Source organism: Cellulomonas sp. NPDC058312 (genome assembly GCF_042880135.1).
In the GTDB taxonomy this organism is placed as follows: Bacteria; Actinomycetota; Actinomycetes; order Actinomycetales; family Cellulomonadaceae; genus Cellulomonas.
Map to the genome: position 1 here is coordinate 688,684 of NZ_JBHVZE010000001.1, position 21,937 is coordinate 710,620.

A 21,937-nucleotide genomic window follows, 5' to 3' on the forward strand; every position below is an offset into this window, starting at 1 on the left:
CGCACCGCCCGCACCCCGCACAGGCAAGGACGCCCATGCCGCTCGACCTCCGACCCGCCGACGCCGGACCCGCCCCGGCCCGCCCCGCCCACGCCGGCCCGGTCGACCCCCGCGCCACCGGCCGCCTCGCCCAGCGCCCCCTGCCCGCGAGCGCCGTGCGCCTCGACCCCGCCGGGCACCTCGGTCGCTGGCAGACGCTCAACGCCGCCGCGACCCTGCCGCACAGCATCGCGATGCTGGAGACCTCCGGCGCGCTGCCGAACCTGCGCCGGGTGGTGGGGGAGTCGGACGCGGAGTACGTCGGGTACATGTTCGCGGACTCGGACGTCTACAAGGTCCTCGAGGCCGTCGGCTGGGAGATCGGGCGGACGGGTACGGACGCGTTCGACGGGTTCCTCGCGGACACCCTCGACCTGCTGACCCGGGTCCAGGAGGACGACGGCTACCTCAGCTCGTACGTCCAGGGGACCCGGCCGGGGGAGCGGTTCGCGGACCTGCGCTGGGCGCACGAGCTCTACTGCGCCGGGCACCTGATCCAGGCGGCGGTCGCCCTGCACCGCGGCGCGGGCCGCGACGACTACCTGGCCCTGGCCCGCCGGTACGCCGACCTGCTGGTGCGGACGTTCGGCCCCGAGGGCCGGGCGGGCTACTGCGGGCACCCCGAGGTCGAGACCGCGCTGGTCGAGCTGTACCGCGCGACCGGCCACGAGCCGTACCTCGCGACCGCCCGCCGGATGGTCGACGAGCGCGGGCAGGATCTGGCGCTGCTCGGCCCGGACCGGCTCGGCGCCCACTACTTCCAGGACCACGCCCCGGTGCGGGAGTCCCTCGAGGCGACGGGGCACGCGGTCCGGCAGCTCTACCTGAACGCCGGGGTCACCGACGTGTACCTCGAGCAGGGCGACGACCGGCTGCTCGCCGCGGTGCGCGCCCAGTGGGACTCGGCGCACCACCAGAAGATGTACGTGACCGGCGCGATGGGCTCGCGGCACTTCGACGAGTCGTTCGGTGACGCCTACGAGCTGCCGCCGGACCGCGCCTACGCGGAGACCTGCGCGGCGATCGCCGACGTGCAGTGGAGCCAGCGGATGCTGCTCGCCGACGGCGGGTCCCGGTACGCGGACGCGGTCGAGCGCGCGCTGCTGAACGCCGTCGCCGCGTCGGTGTCCGCGGACGGGCGCGCGTTCTTCTACTCCAACCCCCTGCACCTGCGCGCGGGGCACCGCGAGGAGGAGAACGCCCCGTCGCGGCGCACGCCCTGGTACTCGTGCGCGTGCTGCCCGCCGAACATCGCCCGCCTGGTCGCCTCGCTGGCGGCCTACGTGGCGACCGCGACCGACGACGCCCTGCGGGTCCAGCTGTACGCCGCCGGGGAGATCGACCTGCCCGCGCACCTCGGCACCGGCACGGTCCGCGTCGGCACCGCCTACCCGGCGGACGGGCGGGTGCGGGTCGACGTCGACGGGGAGCTGACCGGCCACCTCGAGCTGCGCGTGCCGGCCTGGGCGCCGGGTCTGCGGCTGTCCGTCGACGGCGCCCCCGTCCCGGAGCCCCGGGTCGTCGACGGGTACCTGACCGTCCCCTCCGGGACGCGCCGCGTCGAGCTGGACCTGGACATGCCCGCCGTCGCCGTCGCCGCGCACCCGCGGGTCGACGCCGTCCGCGGTGCGGTCGCGCTCACCCGCGGGCCGGTCGTCTACTGCGTCGAGCAGGCCGACCACCCCGACGGGCCGTCCGTCGAGGACGTGCGGCTGCGGCCCGGCGGCGCGCTGGTCGTCGAGCCCCGTGCGGGTGCGCTGCCCCTGATCCGCGCGCAGGGGGTGGCCGCCGAGACCGACGACGCCCCGCTCTACGGCACGCGCACCACCACCCCCGCCGACCGCCCCGTCCCGCTCACCGCCGTCCCGTACGCCGAGTGGGGCAACCGCGCGCCCGGCCCGATGCGGGTCTGGCTCCCGCTCGCCTGACCCGCCCCCACCGGCCCGACCCCCGCACCACCCCAGCCCCGCACCACCCCAGCCCCCGCACCACCCCAGGAAGGACACCCCACCCGTGACCGACGCCCGCCTCACCGTCGACCCCGAGCTCGTCGTCTCCCCGGTCCACCGCCGCACGTTCGGCTCGTTCGTCGAGCACCTCGGCCGGTGCGTCTACACCGGCATCCACGACCCCGGCCACCCGACCGCCGACGAGGACGGGTTCCGCGAGGACGTCCTGGAGCTCGTCCGCGAGCTCGGCGTCACGAGCGTGCGGTACCCGGGCGGCAACTTCGTCTCCGGCTACCGCTGGGAGGACGGTGTCGGCCCGGTCGAGGACCGTCCCGCCCGGCTCGACCTCGCGTGGCACTCCCTGGAGCCCAACACCGTGGGCGTCGACGAGTTCCTGCGCTGGACCCGCAAGGCCGGTGTCGAGCCGATGATGGCCGTCAACCTCGGCACCCGCGGCGTCCTCGAGGCCGTCGACCTGCTCGACTACTGCAACAGCACCGCGCCGACCGCGTGGGCGAAGCAGCGGGCGGCGAACGGCTCACCGGAGGCGTACGACATCCGCATGTGGTGCCTGGGCAACGAGATGGACGGGCCCTGGCAGACGGGCCACAAGACGGCCCACGAGTACGGCCGGATCGCGGCCGAGACGGCCCGGGCCATGCGCCAGGTCGACCCGACGCTCGAGCTGGTGGCCTGCGGGTCGTCCGCTCCGGACCTGCCGACGTTCGGCACCTGGGAGCGCGAGGTGCTCACCGAGACCTACGACCAGGTCGACTACATCTCGATCCACCGGTACTACGAGATCAAGGGCGACGACACGCACTCGTTCCTCGGGTCGTGCGTCGACATGGACGCGTTCATCGACGACGTCGTGGCGACCGCCGACGGCGTCCGCGCCGCGCTCAAGGCCGAGAAGCGGATGATGCTCTCGTTCGACGAGTGGAACGTCTGGTACCAGTCCCGCGCGGCCTCGGTGCCGCCGGCGGGCGACGACTGGCCGGTCGCGCCGGTGCTGCTCGAGGACCGCTACTCCGCGATGGACGCCGTGGTCGTCGGCAACATGCTCATCACCCTGCTGCGGCACTCCGACCGGGTGACCAGCGCGTCCCAGGCGCAGCTGGTCAACGTGATCGCGCCGATCATGACCGAGCCGGGCGGGCGGGTCTGGAAGCAGACGATCTTCCACCCGTTCGCGCAGACCGCCGCCCTCGCGCGGGGCTCCGTGCTGCGGGTCGACCCGGTGTCGGAGACGTTCCCGACCGCGCAGCACGGCGACGTGCCCGCGGTCGACGCGGTCGCCACCTGGGACGAGGAGACCGGGACCGGCTCCCTGCTGGTGGTCAACCGGCACCCGGAGCGTGCCCAGGACCTCACCGTGGACCTGTCCCGGCTCGGGGACGTCCGGGTCGTGGCGGCCACGACGCTGCACCACGACGACCCGTTCGCCGTGAACACCGCCGACGCCCCCGACGAGGTGGCGCCGCGCGCCCGCGAGGACGTCGCGCTGGTCGACGGCACCCTGACGATGGCGCTGCCCGCCATCTCGTTCAGCACCGTCGCGCTGGCCCGCGGCTGACCTGCGGTGCGGGCGCGCTCGCGCGTCCGCGCCGTTCGTCCGCGCGCCCACGCCGTCCGCGCGCGTGCCCGCCGGGCTCGGCGCCCGCCCCCGCCGTGGGGGTCAGGGTGCCGAGCCCGCCGGACCGGACGCCCGTGTGCCGCCGGCCCCGGTGTCCCAACCGGGGCGACGGCGCCGCGCGCGTCCCCTCAGCGGGAGTCGGAGACGGTGCCCCGGATCGCGGCCCTGCCGGCCTCGAGCCGCGCGACCGGGACCCGGAACGGCGAGCAGGACACGTAGTCCAGCCCGACCGCGTCGAAGAACCCGATCGACTCCGGGTCGCCGCCGTGCTCGCCGCAGACCCCGATCACGAGGTCCGGCCGGGAGGCCCGTCCCTCGTCGACCGCGAGCCGCACGAGCCGCCCGACCCCCTTGGTGTCGATGCTCTCGAACGGCGACACGGTGAGCACGCCGTTCGCGAGGTACTGCGGGAAGAACGCCCCCTCCACGTCGTCGCGGGAGAACCCCCACGTGGTCTGCGTGAGGTCGTTGGTGCCGAACGAGAAGAACTGCGCGACCTCCGCGATCCGGTCCGCCGTGAGCGCCGCGCGCGGCAGCTCGATCATCGCGCCGACCGGCAGGTCCAGCGGCACGCCGCGGGTCGCGCCGACCTCGGCCATGATCCGCAGCGCCTCGTCGCGGACCAGGTGCAGCTCCATCACCGACCCGATCAGCGGCACCATGATCTCCGGCCGCGGCGACCCGCCGGCCTCCAGCCGGTCCGCGGTGGCCTCGCACACCGCGCGGATCTGCAGCGCGAACAGCCCCGGCACGACCAGGCCCAGCCGGACGCCGCGCAGCCCCAGCATCGGGTTCGCCTCGTGCATCCGGCGCACCGCGGCCAGCAGGCGCACGTACCGCTCCTCGGGGGCGCCGCGCTCCTCGGCCAGCGCCACGCGCACCGCCAGGTCCGTCAGGTCCGGCAGGAACTCGTGCAGGGGCGGGTCGATCAGCCGGATCGTCGTCGGCAGCCCGTCCATCTCGGCGAGCAGCCCCGCGAAGTCGGCGCGCTGCAACGGCAGCAGCGCGTCGAGCGCGGCCTCCCGCTCGGCGTCGTCCTCCGCCAGCACCACCCGCTCGACCAGCACCCGCCGCTCGCCGAGGAACATGTGCTCGGTCCGGCACAGCCCGATGCCCTCGGCCCCGAGCGCCCGGGCCCGGCGCGCGTCGTCGGCGGTGTCGGCGTTGGCGTGCACGTGCAGGCGCCGGGTGTCGTCGGCGTGCGTGAGCAACCGGTGCACCGACCGCACCAGGTCGCCGGTCTGCTCGTCGTCGCCGGCCTGCGCGAGCGCCGCGTCGAGGCCCTGCTCCAGGTAGGTGCTCACCGGCGACGGCGACACGGGCACCGCCCCGAGGAACACCTCGCCCGTGGACCCGTCGAGCGCGAGCACGTCGCCCTCGGCGACCCGGTGCCCGCCGACCGTCATCGCGCGGGCCGCCGGGTCGATGTCCAGCGCGTCGGCGCCGACCACGCAGGTGCGCCCCATCCCGCGCGCGACCACGGCGGCGTGCGAGGTCTTCCCGCCGCGGGCCGTGAGCACGCCCACCGCCGCGATCATCCCGCCGAGGTCGTCCGGGTTGGTCTCGCGGCGCACGAGCACGACGTCCTGGCCCTCGGCCGCCCAGGCCTGCGCCGTCGCGGAGTCGAACACGGCCCGCCCCACCGCGGCGCCAGGGGAGGCCGCCATGCCGCGGGTCAGGGTGGTGCGCTCGGCGGTCGCGTCGAACTGCGGGAACATCAGCTGCGCGAGCTGCGCGCCGCTGACCCGGGTCAGCGCCTCGTCCATCGTGATGAGGTGCTCGTCGACCAGCTGCGTCGCGATCCGGAACGCGGCCGGGGCGGTGCGCTTGCCGACCCGGGTCTGCAGCATCCACAGCGTCCCGCGCTCGACGGTGAACTCCACGTCGGACAGGTCGCGGTAGTGCGTCTCGAGCCGGCGCATCGCCTGCCGCAGGGCCGTGTAGGAGCGCAGGTCGACCTGCTCCATCTCCGCGAGGCTCAGGGTGTTGCGGATGCCCGACACCACGTCCTCGCCCTGGGCGTTCACGAGGTAGTCGCCGTAGTCCCCGGACCGGCCGGTCGCGGGGTCGCGGGTGAACGCCACGCCGGTGCCCGACGTCGGGCCGAGGTTGCCGAACACCATGCTCACGACGTTCACGGCGGTGCCGAGGTCGTCCGGGATCCGCTCGCGCCGCCGGTACAGCCGCGCGCGGTCGGTGTCCCAGGACCGCAGCACCGCGACGATCGCCAGGTCCAGCTGCTCGCGCGGGTGCTGCGGGAACACCCGGCCGGACTCCGCCAGGACGATCGTCTTGAACTCGTCGACCAGCGCGCGCAGGTCGTCGGCGTCCAGGTCGACGTCGTGCTCGACGCCCTTGGCGGCCTTGGCGCGGTCGAGGGCGGCCGCGAACAGGTCGCCGTCGACGTCCAGCACCGTCTTGCCGAACATCTGGATCAGCCGCCGGTACGAGTCCCAGGCGAACCGCTCGTCCCCGGAGAACTCCGTCAGCCCCACGACCGACGCGTCGTTCAGCCCGACGTTGAGGACCGTCTCCATCATCCCGGGCATCGAGAACTTGGCACCGGAGCGGACCGACACCAGCAGCGGGTCGTGGAAGTCGCCGAGCCGCCGGCCGAGCGTGTCCTCCAGCCGGCGCAGCGCCATCGTCACCTCGACCCGCAGCTCCGGCGGCAGGTGCCCGGTCCGCATGAACGCGCGGCACGCGTCGGTGGTGATGGTGAACCCCGGCGGGACCGGCAGGCCGAGCCGGGTCATCTCGGCGAGGTTCGCGCCCTTGCCGCCGAGCAGGTCCTTGTCGTCCTTGCCGCCCTCGGAGAAGTCCTGGACGTAGCTGGCCACGTGCACCCCCGGGTCCCGCGGAGGGCGCCGTTGCCCCCACACGCCCGAGTGTCCACCCGCCCCCGCCGCCGCCACCAGGGACGAGGGTCCCCCCTTCTCGCCTCCGCTCGGCGGGCGAGGTCGAGGGTTTCACTCCAGGAGGGGCCGTGAAACCCTCGACCTCGCGCGAAACCCTCGACCTCGGCGCCAGGCGCGCGGAGCCGGTCAGCGGTATCAGGGGGCGACGCGTCGGTGGCCGCCGGTAGGATGGTCGAGTCCTACCCGTCCGGATCAAGGAGCGCGGCGCGAGCCGAGCACATGGCTGAGACCTCACCCGATCGACACGATCGATCGCTCCCCGGCGTGGCGGCCCGGGTCGAGCACCGCATCACGATCCCGTCCGGCGTGTCGATGGTCGAGCTGCTGGGCCTGAACGACCAGGTGCTGCGTGCCGTGGAGTCGGGCTTCGCGACGGTCGACGTGCACGTGCGCGGCAACGAGATCGCGCTCGCCGGGCCGGCGGGCGACGTCGCCCTGGTCGCGCGGCTGGTGGACGAGCTGGTCGAGATGGCCGCGGTCGGCACGCCGCTGACGGCCGACGTCGTCACCCGCTCCGTCGCGATGCTGACCGCGGGCACCGCGACGCGGCCGGCCGACGTGCTGGCGTTCAACATCCTGTCCAACCGCGGCCGGACGATCCGCGCCAAGACGTCGGGGCAGAAGGAGTACGTCGAGGCGATCGACCGGAACACCATCACGTTCGGGATCGGCCCGGCGGGCACCGGCAAGACGTACCTGGCGATGGCGAAGGCCGTGCAGGCGCTCCAGGCCCGGCAGGTCGACCGGATCGTGCTGACCCGCCCCGCGGTCGAGGCCGGCGAGCGCCTCGGGTTCCTGCCCGGCGGGCTCAGCGAGAAGATCGACCCGTACCTGCGGCCCCTGTACGACGCGCTGCACGACATGGTCGACGTCGAGTCGATCCCGCGGCTGATGGAGGCGGGGACCATCGAGGTCGCCCCGCTCGCCTACATGCGCGGCCGCACGCTCAACAGCTCCTTCATCATCCTGGACGAGGCGCAGAACACCTCGGCCGAGCAGATGAAGATGTTCCTCACCCGCCTCGGCTTCGGCTCGAAGGTCGTGGTCACCGGCGACGTCACGCAGGTCGACCTGCCGTCGGGGACCCCGTCCGGGCTGCGGGTGGTGGAGTCGATCCTGGCGGACGTCGACGACGTCGCGTTCTGCCGGATGTCCTCCTCCGACGTCGTCCGCCACCGGTTGGTGAGCGACATCATCGACGCCTACGCACGCTGGGACAGCAACAGATGAGCATCGAGGTCAACAACGAGTCCGGCCACGAGGTCGACGAGGCGGAGTTCGCCGCACTGGCGCGCTTCGTGCTCGACCAGATGCACGTGCACCCGCAGACCGACCTGTCGATCCTGTTCGTGGACACGACGGTCATGACGGACCTGCACGTGAAGTGGATGGACGAGCCCGGCCCCACGGACGTGCTCTCCTTCCCGATGGACGAGCTGCGCCCCGGCCGCGCCGACGAGCCCACGCCCGCCGGGCTGCTGGGCGACGTGGTGCTGTGCCCGGAGGTCGCCGTCGAGCAGGCGCGCACCGCGGGGCACTCCACGGCGGAGGAGCTGCTGCTGCTCACCACGCACGGGATCCTGCACCTGCTGGGCTACGACCACGCGGAGCCGGAGGAGGAGAAGGAGATGTTCGGCCTGCAGCGCCAGCTGCTGCTGACCTTCCTCGCCGGCCGATGACGGAGGTCCCGGTCGGGCTGCTCGTCGTCCTGACGGTCCTGGCCGTCCTGGTGGCGGCGGCGCTGTCCGCGGGCGAGGCGGCGGTGCTGCGGGTCGGCCGGAACGACCTGGCCGACCTGCTGAGCGGACGGCACCCCGCCGCGGAGCGGGTGCAGCGCCTCGCCGAGGACCGCACCGCCGTCGCGGGCGCCGCGTCCGTGGTGCGGCTGCTGTGCGAGATGCTCGCGGCGGTGTGCCTCACGCTGGCGATCGCCGCCTCCGACCTGGTGTGGTCGGTCGAGCTGGTCATCGCCGTGCTGGCCTGCGCGTTCCTGACCGTGGTCCTCGCGCGGCTGAGCCCGCGGTCGCTCGGCCACCGCTACCCGCGGGTGGTGCTGACCGCGACGTCGCGGCTGCTCGCCGGCGTCCGGGTGGTCGCCGGCCCGCTGGTCGGCGTCGCGTCCGCCGCCGGCTCCGAGGTCGAGCCCGACGAGCTGCGCGAGATCGTCGAGCGCACCGGGGACGGCCCGGGCGTCGACACCGACGAGCGCCAGATGGTCCGCTCGGTGCTGGGCCTCGGCGACACCCTGACCCGCGAGGTGATGGTCCCGCGCACCGACATGGTGACGACCGTCGAGTCGACCCCGCTGACCAAGGTGCTGTCGCTGCTGCTGCGTTCCGGGTACTCGCGGGTGCCGGTGATCGGCGAGCAGGTGGACGACCTGCGGGGCGTGCTCTACCTCAAGGACCTGGTCCGGCGGATGCAGGACGACCCGACCGCCGGGGACGCCCCCGCGGGGTCGCTCGTCCGGCCCGCGGTGTTCGTCCCGGAGTCCAAGCCGGTCGACGAGCTGCTGCGCGAGCTCCAGGCCGGGGCCTCGCACATCGCGATGGTCGTCGACGAGTACGGCGGCATCGCCGGGCTGGTGACGATCGAGGACGCGCTGGAGGAGATCGTCGGCGAGCTCACCGACGAGCACGACCCCTCCGCCCCGCAGGTCGAGGACCTCGGCGGCGGCACCTACCTGGTGCCCGCCCGCCTCGGCAAGGACGAGCTCGGCGAGCTGTTCGGCGTCGAGGTGGACGACGACGACGTCGACACCGCGGGCGGGCTGCTCGCCAAGTCCCTCGGCAAGGTGCCCATCCCGGGCTCCGCGGGGGAGATCCACGGGCTCCGGCTCGTCGCGCAGGGCACCGAGGGCCGGCGCAAGCGCGTCGCCCGGGTGCTCGTGTCCCGCGCCCCCGACGACGCGGACGCGCAGGACGCCCCCCGCACCGACGACCGCGGCGACGCCCGGTCCGACTCCCGGTCCGACGACCGCCCCGAGACACCCGACCGCGCCGCCGGCGCCGTCGCCCCCACGCACCGCCCCGCAGACCAGTGACGGAGACCCCCGTGACCCACCGCTCCGGATTCGCCTGCCTCGTCGGCCGGCCCAACGCCGGCAAGTCGACCCTGACCAACGCCCTCGTCGGCCAGAAGGTCGCGATCACCTCCGGCCGGCCGCAGACCACCCGGCACACCGTCCGCGGCATCGTGCACCGCGACGACGCCCAGCTCGTCCTGGTCGACACCCCCGGGCTGCACCGCCCGCGCACGCTGCTCGGCGAGCGGCTGAACGCCCTGGTGCGGGACACCCTCACCGAGGTCGACGTCGTGGGCTTCTGCCTGCCGGCGGACCAGAAGGTCGGACCGGGCGACCGGTTCATCGCGGAGCAGCTCGCGCAGCTCGGCCGCCGCACCCCGGTGATCGCGCTGGCGACGAAGGCCGACCTGGTCGGCAAGCAGCGCCTCGCGGAGCACCTGCTGGCGATCTCCGAGCTCGGCGAGTGGGCGGACATCGTGCCGGTGTCCGCCGAGAGCGGGTACCAGGTGGACGTCGTCGAGCAGGTGCTGGTCTCGCACCTGCCCGAGGGCCCGGCGCTGTACCCCGAGGGGGAGCTGACCGACGAGCCCGAGGCCGTCATGGTCGCCGAGCTCGTCCGCGAGGCCGCGCTCGAGGGCGTCCGCGACGAGCTGCCGCACTCGCTCGCGGTGGTCGTCGACGAGATCGTGCCGCGACCGACCGCCGAGGGGCAGACGCCGATGCTCGACGTGCGGGTCAACCTCTACGTGGAGCGGGACAGCCAGAAGGCGATCATCATCGGCCGCGGCGGCTCGCGGCTGCGCGAGGTCGGCACCGCCGCCCGGCGCGGCATCGAGGCGCTGCTGGGCTCGCGCGTCTACCTCGACCTGCACGTCAAGGTCGCGAAGGACTGGCAGCGCGACCCGAAGCAGCTCGGGCGGCTGGGCTTCTGAGCGACGGGACCACCTACCCGGTCCCGCGGCGGGGTCGGTGGGGTCGGGGCGGCACGGACCGGTTCGGCCATAATCGCGAGGTGCGCAACCGGACCGCCGCGGGCACCGTGATGGGGGCCATCGCCCTCGCCGTGCTCGGCGCGCTCATGGGGCCGCAGTACGCGCCGGTGCCGATGACCGACCCGCTGACGGTCCAGGCGTCGTCGACCGCGATCCCGGGCGCCGAGCCGACGGGCCCCTACGCCGTCGAGTCGTCCGTGGTGACGGTCGAGCTCCAGGGCGCGACGGTCGAGGCCCGGCTGCTCGTGCCCGAGGGCGTGGGGGCGGACGTGCCCGGCGTGGTGTTCGTGCACGGTGCCGGCACGGGCCGGTTCGCGGACGCGTTCGTCGACCAGGCGCGGGCGCTGGCGGAGTCCGGGGTCGCGACCCTCGTGCCCGACAAGCGGCTCGACACCTACAGCGCCCGGCACCGCGACTACCTGGCGATGGCCGAGGACTACCTGCGCTCGTTCGACGTGCTGCGGGCCACGCCCGGCATCGACCCCGACCGGGTGGGCGTCTACGCGGAGAGCGAGGGCGCCTGGATCGCGCCGGTGATGGCGGTCGACCAGCCGGACGTCGCGTTCGTCGTGCTGGTGTCCGCGCCGGTCGTCGCGCCCCGGCAGCAGGCCGCGTTCGCGGTCGACTCCTACCTGCGCAACACCGGGGTCCCGCAGCAGGTGTTCCGCGCGATCCCGCGCGCGGTCGGCATGTCGCTGCCCGGGGGCGGGTTCGAGTACGCGGACTTCGACGTGGCGCCCTACCAGCGGCGGCTCACCCAGCCGGTGCTGGTCGCGTACGGCACCGCGGACGCGTCCATGCCGCTGGTGCAGGGCGCCGAGCAGATCATCCGGGACGTCGCCATCGCCGGGAACGCCTCCTACACCGTGCGGTACTACCGGGGCGCCGACCACGGCATCCGGGTGGACGGGTCGGTGTCGCCGGCGTTCCTGCGCGACCTGACCGGGTGGGTGACGGGGCTGCCGGGGACCGGGTCGGCGTGGCCGCGGGTCGCGGGCGCGCAGCCCGAGCAGCTGTACTGGGCGGCCCCCGTGCCGCAGCCGCGGTGGCTCGGGAACGGCGACGTGCTGCTGTTCCTGGTGATCGGGGCGGTGGGCGTCCTCGTCCTGCTGCCGGTCGGTCGCGCCGCGCTGGTCGGGGTGCACCGTCTCCGGGGGACGGCGCCCGCGCGCGGGCGCGACCGCGGCCTGGACCGGCGCCTCGGCGTGCTGTCGGTGGTGACCGTCGCGACCGTCGGCGCGCTCGTCTGGTACCTCGTCGCCGTAGCCCGGCTCGCGCTGGGCTACGAGCGCAACGGCTGGGTCGTGCAGGGCGGGTGGCTCGCGGTGCGGGTCCTCGGCCTGGTGGCGGTCGCGGCCGCGGCCTCGGTCGTCGTGCGGCTGCGCGCGCTGCGCGAGCGCGGGGAGCCGCTCGCCCACGGCGTCGTCGGCCACGTCGTCCTGTGGGGGACGAGCGCGGCCTGCGCGGCGCTGCTGGTCGTGCTCGCGTACTGGGGCGTGTACCAGCTGGGGATCTGATCGAGCGGGCCCGCGCGGCGCGGGGCGCGCGCGGGCGTCCGGACCAGGCACCATGGGTGCCGGAGTACTGACCGAGGGGAGCACAGGTGCGCACGACGTGGGGTTCGGCGACCGACCGGGGGCGGGTGCGCTCGCTCAACGAGGACGCGCTGCTGGCCCACCCGCCGGTGTTCCTGGTCGCGGACGGCATGGGCGGCCACGAGGCCGGGGACGTGGCGAGCCGCCTGGCGGTCGAGGAGTTCGCGCGCCTCGCCGGGCTGACGGTCGTCGACCCGTCCGACCTGCACGCCTGCTTCCGGAGCGCCGCGCAGCGCATCCGTGGCGCGTTCGAGCGTCGGGAGGGCGGCACCACCGTCGCGGGCGTCGCGCTCGGCGAGCACGACGGCACCGCCCACTGGCTCGTGTTCAACGTCGGCGACTCCCGGGTGTACCGGTGGCAGGACGGCCGGCTCGCCCAGGTCACCGTCGACCACTCGGTCGTGCAGGAGCTCGTGGACTCCGGCACGCTGAGCCGCGACGCCGCGGAGCAGCACCCCGAGCGGCACGTCCTCACGCGCGCGCTCGGCACCGGGGCCGACCCCGAGCCCGACTACTGGATGCTGCCCGCGCAGCCCGGTGACCGGCTGCTGATCTGCTCCGACGGCATCACCGGCGAGCTCACCCCCGCCGACGTCGCCGACGTCCTGGCGCGCACGGCCGGCAGCGGCGCCGCGGCGGCCGAGCTCGTGCGGCGCGCGGTCGAGGCCGGCGGGCGCGACAACGCGACGGCCGTGGTGGTGGACGCCACGTCCGAGATCGAGGGTTCTTCACCCGGATGGCTCGCGTTCGGCACCGAGCCTGCCGATAGGACATGGGACGAGACGGTCGACGGGGCCACCATCCCGCGACCCCGCAGCCATCAGGAGGACCCTCGGTGATCGTGCCCGAGTACACGCCCGGAGACTGGTACGCCGTCGTGGCAGGCGGCGTCGTGCTGCTGCTCGCCCCGTCGACGCCGCCGGAGGTGGTCCGCGACGTGTGGGCCGCCGCACCCGAGCAGGGCGGTGGCCTCAGCGGCCAGCTGGACGCGCTCGTCCGGCACGGCATCGGCGGGCTGCACCCGTTCGCGGCGGTCGACCTCAGCACCGGCGCCGTGCACACCGCGCTGCGCGGCGACGTCGAGGTCGAGGTCGTGCGCGGCACCCGCGCCGAGGTGCTCACCGCGCCGACCGTCGTGTCCTGGTCCGAGCGCTCCGTCGGCTCCGCCGACGAGGTGACGGTCCGGACCCCCGGCGCCGCCCGCGGCTCCGCGCTGCCCCTCGTCGGCGGCGTCGTGCGCGCCTCGCGCGTGCGCGTCCGGCTCACCGGCGCCGACGCGGCGCCCGCGCCGGCGGCCGCGTCGGACACGCCCGTGGTGCTGCCCGCGTCCCCGACGCCCGTGGCGGTCGCGTCGGCGGAGCCTGTCGCGCCCGCGCCGGCGGAGCCGGCTGCACCCGCGCCGTCGGAGGCCGCTGCACCCGCGCCGTCGGAGTCCACCGCCGCGCCCGCGTCCGAGGAGCAGGTGGCCGAGGTCGAGGTCGCCGCGGAGCCGGCTGCGGTGGTCGAGCCGACCGCAGCGGCCGAGCCGGCCGCCGAGGCCGCGCCCGCGCCGCAGCCCGCGCCCGAGGCCGTCGTCGACCCCGAGGCCCTCGTCGACCCCGAGGCCCTCGTCGAGCCCGAGCCGGCCCCCGAGCCCCAGCGCGTCGTCGAGCCCGCACCGGCCCCCGCCGTCGAGGCGGCCCCGGAGCCGGAGCCGTTCGTCCCCCCGGCCGCGCCGGTCCCCGCGCTGCCGGGCCCGGCCTCCGCGGACGACCACGACGGCCTGACGATCCTCAGCGGCGAGCTCGCGTCGATCCGCCAGAACCTGCCCTCGTGGGCGGTCTCGCAGACGGGCGACTGGCCCTCGGGCGCGGGGATCCCGACGCCGGCCCCCGGCCCGGGCGCGTTCGCCTCCTCGTCGCCGGTCTCGGGCGCGGTCCCGGTCTCGGGCGCCGCCGCCGCCCCGACGACGCACGCCCCGGCACCGCGCCTCGCGCTGTCCACGGGTGCCCTCGTCCCGGTCGACGCCGTGGTGCTGATCGGTCGCGCCCCGCAGGCCGGTCGCGCGCCCGACGGCGCCGAGCCGCGCCTCGTGACGGTCCCGAGCCCCGAGCAGGACATCTCGCGCACCCACGCCGAGGTCCGTCTCGAGCTGGGCCGTGTGCTGGTCACCGACCTGTACTCCACCAACGGCATCACCGTCGCCAGCGGCGGGCTGCCGCCGCGCCGCATCGCCGCCGGCGAGCCCGTCGCGGTCGGGGAGGGGGACCTCGTCGACCTCGGCGACGGCGTGACGTTCACCGTGGAGCCGGGTGCGTGAGTCGACGACGTGAGGCCTCGCGGCCGCCGCACCTGCCGGGCTACGCGGTGCAGCAGCTGCTGGGTTCGGGGGGCTCGGCGGACGTGTTCCTGTACGAGCAGGAGCTGCCGCGCCGGTCGGTGGCGGTCAAGGTGCTGCTCGGGGGCGTGGACGCGGACACCCGTGCGGCGTTCGAGCGCGAGGCCGACCTGACGGCACGCCTGTCCCACCACCCGTCGATCGTGACGGTCTACCAGGCGGGCGTCGCGGACGACGGCCGCCCCTACCTGGTGATGGAGTACTGCTCGCGGCCGAGCCTGGGGCAGCGGTACCGCAGTGAGCGGTTCGACGTCGCCGAGGTGCTGCAGCTCGGCGTGCGGCTCGCGTCGGCGGTCGAGACGGCGCACCGCGCGGGCATCCTGCACCGGGACATCAAGCCCGGGAACGTGCTGACCAACGACTTCGGCCGGCCGGTGCTGAGCGACTTCGGCATCGCGGCGACCGTCGACGCGGGCGGACCCGCCGTCGGCATGTCGATCCCGTGGGCCGCGCCGGAGCTGCTGGCGGCCGAGCCGTTCGGCGACGCGCGCTCCGACGTGTACTCCCTGGCGGCGACGCTGTTCTCCGCGCTCGCCGGACGGTCGCCGTTCGAGCGGCCCGGTGGCGGGAACGAGGCCGCCGACCTGGTCGGGCGGATCGAGCGCGGCGCCCCGGTGCCGTTCACCCGCGACGACGTGCCCGAGCGCCTGCGGACCGTGCTGTCCCGCGCGATGGCCCGCGACATCCAGCAGCGGCACGGCAGCGCCGTCGAGCTGGCGCACGACCTGCGGGCCGTCGAGGCGGACCTCGGTCTCCCGCTGACCCCGCTGGACGTCGAGGACGTCGCGGCGCGGTCGGGCACCGACTACGCCGCCGCGTCCGTCGAGCAGGACGCGACCCGGGCGCGGCCGGTGGTCGAGATCGCGCCGGGCGCCCCCACCACCGGGCCCCTGGTCCGCACGACCGTCCCCGTCGGGCCGCCACTGGACATCGGCGCGGGCGCCGAGGCGACCCGGATGCGGCCCGTCGTCACGGTGCGCGCCGACGTGCCCGCGGACGGCCCCGTCGTCGCCCCGCCGGCCCTGGTGCACGAGGTCGGCCCGGGAGCCCCGCGCCGGTCCCGCAGCGGCCAGGTGCTGGCCGCCGTCGGCTCGGTCCTGGCGATCGCGGCCGCGGTGGTCGCCGTCGTGCTGCTCGCGAACCGCCCCGACGCGAGCCCCGGCCCCGACGCCGAGACCGACTTCCCGGGCCCGCAGGACACGGTCGCGGCGACGGTCCCGAGCCCGACCAACCTGTTCGGCTCGCGCGCGGCGGACGGCACGATCGTGTTCACCTGGACCAACCCGGACGAGCAGGAGGGCGACACCTACCTGTGGGGTCGGCTGACCACCACCGGGGAGCCCCAGCTGCAGATCGTCGAGGACCAGACCGTGACCCTGCCCGCCGACCCGGGTGAGGTCTGCATCGAGGTGTCGATCGTGCGCGCCGACCGCCGGGCGTCCGCGACGCCGACCGAGGGGTGCGCCGCGTGAGGTTCGCCTGGAACCGGAAGAAGACCGTCTCCACCGTGGCGGTGGTCAGCGTGCCCGCCGTGGTGGCGACGCTCGCCCTGGTGAACCCGGGCTTCCCGCTCGCGCAGGTCGACCTGAACGACGGCGCGGTCTGGCTGACGTCGACCAGCACCCTCCAGGTCGGCCGCTACAACGCGCAGGTCGAGGAGCTCAACGCCGGGCTGACCGCGACGGGCGGCGAGTTCGACGTGCTCCAGGAGGCCGGCAACGTCCTCATCGTCGAGCCGGGGACGGTGTCGGTCGTCGACCCGGCGGGCGTCACCGCCGCGGCGCAGGTCGCCGTGCCGGCAGGCGCGCAGGTGTCGATGGCCGGCGGGACCGTCGCGGTGATGGACCCCGAGGGTCAGGCGTGGGTGAGGACCTTCGCCGACCTGCCGCTGCTCCAGGTCGCGGCCGACGAGCCGGACGCGGACGTCGGCGCGGGCGGCCTGGTCGTCGCGACCGCGGGGGGCGACGCGCTCGCCGTCGAGGCCACGTCCGGCGAGGTCACCCGCCTCACCCCGACCACGGGCGCACCCACCGCGTCCGAGCCCGCGTCGTCGCTCGGCGGCGCGGTCGACCACGTGACCGCCGTCGGCGACGTCCCGGTGGGGCTGGACGGCGAGACGGTCCGGACCCCCGGCGGGTCGAGCGACATCGGCATGGCGCAGCCCGTGCTCCAGCAGGCCGGACCGGCCGCCTCGACCGTGCTGGTCGCGGGCAGCACCGGCCTCGTCGAGGTCGCGCTGTCCTCCGGCGACGTCGCCGCGGAGCACGAGGCCGGCGGCGGGGGCACCCCGGCCGCCCCCGTGCGGGTGGGTCGGTGCGCGCACGCCGCCTGGCCGACCGCCACGCAGAACTACCTGCGGCTGTGCGACGACGCCGCGCCCGAGCTGCTGGACCTCGACGGCGTGACCAGCGCCGACGCCCTGGTGTTCCGCGTCAACCGCCAGGTCGTCGCCCTGAACGAGACCACGGACGGCCGGCTGTGGCTGCCGCTCGAGGACACCGAGCTGCGCGAGCCCGAGTGGACCGACGTCGTGCCCGAGGAGGAGCCGGACGACGAGACCGAGCAGTCCGAGGGCGAGCGCACCACGCAGGAGCTCGTGCCGGAGTGCTCGCCCACGAGCGCCGCCCCGAACGCCGTCGACGACGAGTTCGGCGTGCGCGCCGGGCGCACCGCGATCCTGCCGGTCATCGACAACGACACGTCGTCCGACTGCGGCATCCTCGTCATCAGCGACGTCGACCCCCTGGCACCCGAGTTCGGCGCGCTCCAGCAGGTGTACGGCGGCCGGGCGCTGCAGGTCTCCGTGCCGGCCGACGCCACCGGGTCGACGACGTTCTCGTACTCGATCAGCGACGGCCGCGGCACCACCGCGCCCTCGACCGCGCAGGTCACGCTGACGGTCCGCGCGCCCGGCCAGGACGAGCCGCCGGTGCAGGTCCGCACCGGGGAGATCCGCGTCGAGCAGAACCAGACCACGACCTACCCGGTGCTCGCGGACTTCTCGGACCCGGACGGCGACCCGCTGACGCTGGTGTCCGCGACCGCCGAGTCGGGCACGGCCCGGTTCCGCCAGGACGGCACGCTGACCTACGTCGCCGACGGCGGCACCCTCGGCCGGACGGTCGTGCACGTCGTGGTGTCCGACGGCGTCAACGCAGCCGAGGGCACGGTGGACGTGGACGTGCGCGCGCCCGGGTCGCGGCCCCTGCAGATCGACCCGGTGCACGCCTTCACCTACACCGACCAGGACGTGCTCGTCCGCCCGCTGTCGGCGGTGCGGTCCGCCGGTGCCGAGCGCCCGCGCCTCGCGGGCGTCGAGGACGCCGCGGGGACCACGATCACGCCGGACCTCGACGCGGGGACGTTCACGTTCCGCGCCGCGCAGGCCGGCACCTACTACGTCACCTTCACGGTCACGGCCGCCCCGCAGCAGGCCACGGGCGTGGCGCGCGTCGACGTGCGCGAGCGGCCCGAGGTGCCCGAGCCGCCGGTCGCCGTGCTCGACCGCGCCTGGCTGCCCGCCGGCGGCCAGACCACGGTCAACCCGCTCGACAACGACACCGACCCGGGCGGCGGGGTCCTGGTGCTCCAGTCCGTCGACGCCCCGGACGGCCTGCGCGTCGCGGTCCGGCAGCGCGAGATCGTGACGATCTCCGCGGTGGGCGCGCTCACCGAGCCCGTGACGCTCCAGTACGTCGTGTCCAACGGCGTCGCCTCGGCGACCGGGCAGATCCTGGTGTCACCCGTCCCGGCGTCGTCCACCTCGCAGCCGCCCGTCGTGCCGAACGCCACCGCGGACGTGCGGACCGGCGGCGTCGTGACCGTGCCCGTGCTCGAGGACGCCTACGACCCCGACGGCGACGAGATCACGCTCAAGACCGAGTTCGCCGAGCCGCTCGCCGACGGCCAGGGCCTGCTGTTCGTCGCCGGCGACGTGCTCCGGTACCAGGCGCCCGCGTCGGCGATGACGGTGCACGCGACCTTCGTGGTCCGCGACGCGACCGGCAACGAGACCGCCGCGACCCTGACCGTCCGGGTGCACGACTCCGACCCGACCACCAAGGCACCGCCGCGCCCGCGGGCGCTGGTCGCCCGGGTGTTCGCGGGGGAGACCGTGCGGATCCCGGTGCCGCTGGCGGGCATCGACGCGGACGGCGACGGCATCACGCTGCTCGGCGTCGCGTCCGCCGGCACCAAGGGCCGGGTGACCACGGTCGGCGCCGACTACCTCGAGTACGAGGCGCTGCCCGGCGAGGCCGGCACCGACACGTTCACCTACGCCGTCGAGGACTGGACCGGCCAGCGCGCCGTCGCCACGATCCGGGTCGGCATCGCCGCGCGCCCCGGGGACAGCAACCGCGTGGTCGCCCGGGACGACACGATCACCGTCAGGCCCGGGCAGACCGTCGAGGTCCGCGTCCTGGAGAACGACACCGACGTCTCCGGCGGGGACCTGTCGCTGCAGGGCGACCTCGAGGCCGACCCCGGGATCACGGCGTCCGTCGTCGGCAGCCGCGTCCTCGTGGTCGGCGAGCAGGCCGGCACGTTCACGATCGGCTACACCGCGGCGAACGCCCGGGGCGCCCGCGCCGGCGCCGTCCTGACCGTGACCGTCGACCCGGACGCGCCCGTGCTGGCGCCGATCGCCCGCGACGTCGTCGTGCCGCCCGTCGACACCGTGGGCCGCACCAGCGTGGACGTCGACGTGCTCGCCGTCGCGCAGAACCCCAGCGGGCCGCTGGGCGACCTCGCCGTGTCGGTGCCGCGCAGCGCCGCCGACGTCGCCACGGTCGCCGAGGACGGCACGGTCACCGTGACCCTCGCGGAGACCGCGCAGACCATCCCGTACCTGCTGACCAACACCACCGCCGACGGCGTCCGCTCGTACGCGTTCATCTCCGTGCCCGCGCTCGGGTTCTTCCCGCCGACCGCGCGCCCCCGTGCCCCGGAGCTCCGGGTCGCGGGCGGCGAGACGCTGACCATCCCGCTCGGCGAGCAGATCCAGGTGGCCCCCGGCCGCACCGCCCAGGTCGCCGACCCCACCGCGGTCACCGCGACCCGGTCCGACGGCTCCCCGCTGGTCGCGGACAGCACGACGGTCCGGTTCACCCCGGCCGCCGGCTACGTCGGGCCCGCGTCGATCACCGTCCCGGTCACCGACGCGACCGGCGCGGGCGACACCACCGCGCGGACGTCCGTCATCACGCTCCCGATCACCGTGTACACGCTCGACGACTACCCGCCGACGTTCGTCCCCGCGAGCCTGTCGGTCGGCCCGGGCGAGGCACCGACCACGGTCGACCTGCTGGCGTTCACCCAGGGCGTCGAGGGCGCCTCGGGCGCGGACACCTACACGTACAAGATCAACGGCGACGTGCCCGCCGGGTTCACCGCCTCGCTGTCGGGGAGCAACCTCACCGTGGCGTCCGACGTCAGCACCCCCAAGGGCACCCGCGGCACGCTGCCGCTGACCCTCGGGTACGGGCGCGCCGGGACGATGGAGGTCCAGGTCGAGCTGCGGACCGTGGCCAGCACCCGGCGCGTCGCCGTCGTGAACAGCGTGGCCGTCAACGACGGCGTCCAGGGCGAGGAGCGCGTCGTCGACATCCTCGCCGGCGCGTACAACCCGTTCCCGGACCAGCCGCTGCGGATCGTGGGCGTCAGCGTCGAGACCCCCGGCACCGGCACCGCCAGCGCGTCCGGCGAGCGTGTCGTGGTCCGCCCGACCGACGACCTCGTCGGTCAGATGGTCGTGCGCGTCCGGGTCCGCGACGCCACCGACGACAGCGCCCGCGAGGTGGCGGCGTCCATCACGCTGCGCGTCCGCGGCAAGCCCGTCGCACCGCAGGCGCCCCGGGTGGGGGAGGTCCGCGACGGCACGGTCGTGCTCAGCTGGACCGCGCCCGACGGCCGCGGCGAGCCGATCAAGGGCTACCGCGTGGTCGCCAGCGCGGGCGGCCCCACGACCGCGTGCCCGAGCACCACCTGCACGATCACCGGCCTGACCAACAACGTCGAGTACACGTTCACCGTGGCCGCCGAGAACGCCGTCGGCTGGTCCGACCCGAGCCCGGCGTCCGCCGTGGCGCGCCCCGACGCCGTGCCGTCCACGCCGGACGCCCCGGTGTGGACCGCGTTCGGCGACGGCACGCTGACGGCCGCGTGGAACCCGCCCGCGACCTCGGGCTCGCCCGTGACGTCGTACACGCTGATGCTCTCCCCGGCCCCGCCGGGCGGGAACCCCTCGGTGACGACCACGGGGACGTCGTACACGTTCCGCGGGCTGGTCAACGGCACGGCGTACTCGGTGCAGGTCCGCGCGCACAACCGCGCGCCGGAGCCGAGCCCGTGGAGCGGCGGGTCCGCGACGGAGACGCCTGCGGGGGTCCCGGGCGCGCCGTCGATCAGCGCGAACCGTGAGTCCAACGTGCTCACCGGCGGGCAGATCAACGTCCAGTGGGCTCCTAACGCCACGAACGGCGCACCCGTTCAGGGCTACGAGCTCCGGTACCGCGAGGCTGGAGGGTCGTGGCAGGTGGCACCGATCCAGAGCGGTGCGACCGGCTGGAGCCTTTCCACCGCCCGCAACGGCGTCGAGTACGAGTTCGCGGTCCGCGCGCAGAACAAGGCGGGGTGGTCGCCCGAGGGCACGGCACGCGCCATGTCGTTCGGGGTTCCGGACACCCCCTCGTTCAACCGCGCGTCGGCCTCCGGCTCGGGTGAGCCCAACCGCGGTGTCGCCTACCTCGGGTGGAATCCCGTCTCCGGCAACGGCTCGCCCGTCAGCGAGTACCGCGTCCGGCTCAACGGGGGCGAGGAGCGGTCCGCAGGACGATCGACCTCGTTCGAGTGGAGCGGACTGACGGGTGGGGTCGAGGTCTGGTTCGAGGTCATCGCCTGCAACGAGGCCGGCTGCAGCGCGTGGAGCGGTCGTTCGCAGGCGGTGACGCCCGTGACCGGTCCGACGGCGCCCACCGGGGTGTCGGCTTGGATCGACTACGACGCGACGCGCCCGACCACGATCCACGCATCCTGGGCGGCCCCCGACCAGTCCGGCGGCGCGACGCTCGCCTACGACGTCGAGGTGTTCGAGAACAACCGGCTGCGGGCGTCGGCGTCGAGCCAGACGTCGCCGTGGTCGATCACCCTTGGGACCGGACCCTTCGACTGGCGACCGTCCGACGGGAGCTCCATCACGGTCCGCGTCACGGCGCGTTCCGGCGCGGGCAGCGCGTCGGCGACGAGCGGTCAGGTCGGGGTGGACTACCCGGACCCGCCGGTGACGCCCGACCCGCCGGACGACGGCGGCGGACAGCCCCCCGGCGGAACCTCGCCGTGACGCCCGACCTGCCGATCAGACGACCGAGCCCCGCCGCGCCACCCGCCCCGCACCACCGCCCCACCCG

At 75.2% G+C, this 21,937-nt stretch carries 12 protein-coding genes; 11 read left to right on the forward strand and 1 reads right to left on the reverse strand.

The genetic code is table 11. From position 1 onward, the window contains the following. The first annotated feature begins 35 nt into the window (after positions 1 to 35). On the forward strand, positions 36 to 1,967 hold the full coding sequence (locus ACFVXN_RS03175; protein WP_389227119.1) for a glycoside hydrolase family 127 protein: 1,932 nt from the start codon (positions 36 to 38) through the stop codon (positions 1,965 to 1,967). Positions 1,968 to 2,052: 85 nt separating this feature from the next. Further along, the gene (locus tag ACFVXN_RS03180; protein WP_389227122.1) at positions 2,053 to 3,564 is read left to right on the forward strand and encodes an alpha-N-arabinofuranosidase; all 1,512 of its coding nucleotides are present in this window, start codon (positions 2,053 to 2,055) and stop codon (positions 3,562 to 3,564) included. Between the two features lie 188 nt (positions 3,565 to 3,752). Here the strand turns inward: ACFVXN_RS03180 and ppdK are convergent, their stop codons facing one another. After that, entirely contained in the window at positions 3,753 to 6,464 is a 2,712-nt protein-coding gene (gene ppdK / locus ACFVXN_RS03185) for a pyruvate, phosphate dikinase (protein ID WP_389227125.1), read from the reverse strand. A gap of 297 nt (positions 6,465 to 6,761) precedes the next feature. Here ppdK and ACFVXN_RS03190 point away from each other — a divergent pair, with 297 nt between their 5' ends. The 9 genes from ACFVXN_RS03190 (at position 6,762) to ACFVXN_RS03230 (ending at position 21,870) form a co-directional block, all read left to right on the forward strand. Next, positions 6,762 to 7,772, forward strand: a complete 1,011-nt coding sequence (locus tag ACFVXN_RS03190; RefSeq protein WP_389227128.1) for a PhoH family protein — start codon at positions 6,762 to 6,764, stop codon at positions 7,770 to 7,772. Beyond that, entirely contained in the window at positions 7,769 to 8,221 is a 453-nt protein-coding gene (ybeY, locus tag ACFVXN_RS03195) for an rRNA maturation RNase YbeY (RefSeq protein WP_389227131.1), read from the forward strand. The genes ACFVXN_RS03190 and ybeY overlap by 4 nt, the downstream gene beginning before the upstream one ends. Then, the gene (locus tag ACFVXN_RS03200; RefSeq protein WP_389227134.1) at positions 8,218 to 9,585 is read left to right on the forward strand and encodes a hemolysin family protein; all 1,368 of its coding nucleotides are present in this window, start codon (positions 8,218 to 8,220) and stop codon (positions 9,583 to 9,585) included. Before ybeY ends, ACFVXN_RS03200 begins: the two co-directional genes overlap by 4 nt. Positions 9,586 to 9,596: 11 nt before the next feature. Next, a complete protein-coding gene (gene era, locus ACFVXN_RS03205; RefSeq protein WP_389227137.1) occupies positions 9,597 to 10,499 on the forward strand; it encodes a GTPase Era in 903 nt (300 codons plus the stop codon). Between the two features lie 80 nt (positions 10,500 to 10,579). Next, complete coding sequence (locus ACFVXN_RS03210) at positions 10,580 to 12,076, forward strand: alpha/beta hydrolase family protein (protein ID WP_389227140.1); 1,497 nt, start codon at positions 10,580 to 10,582, stop codon at positions 12,074 to 12,076. Positions 12,077 to 12,162: 86 nt separating this feature from the next. Next, positions 12,163 to 12,993 carry a PP2C family protein-serine/threonine phosphatase gene (locus tag ACFVXN_RS03215; RefSeq protein ID WP_389227143.1) on the forward strand — a complete coding sequence of 277 codons (831 nt, stop codon included), beginning with the start codon at positions 12,163 to 12,165 and terminating at the stop codon, positions 12,991 to 12,993. Continuing rightward, complete coding sequence (locus ACFVXN_RS03220; RefSeq protein WP_389227146.1) at positions 12,990 to 14,453, forward strand: FHA domain-containing protein; 1,464 nt, start codon at positions 12,990 to 12,992, stop codon at positions 14,451 to 14,453. Before ACFVXN_RS03215 ends, ACFVXN_RS03220 begins: the two co-directional genes overlap by 4 nt. Next, complete coding sequence (locus ACFVXN_RS03225; RefSeq protein ID WP_389227149.1) at positions 14,450 to 16,003, forward strand: protein kinase; 1,554 nt, start codon at positions 14,450 to 14,452, stop codon at positions 16,001 to 16,003. Before ACFVXN_RS03220 ends, ACFVXN_RS03225 begins: the two co-directional genes overlap by 4 nt. After that, entirely contained in the window at positions 16,000 to 21,870 is a 5,871-nt protein-coding gene (locus tag ACFVXN_RS03230) for an Ig-like domain-containing protein (protein WP_389227152.1), read from the forward strand. Before ACFVXN_RS03225 ends, ACFVXN_RS03230 begins: the two co-directional genes overlap by 4 nt. Positions 21,871 to 21,937: the final 67 nt, after the last annotated feature.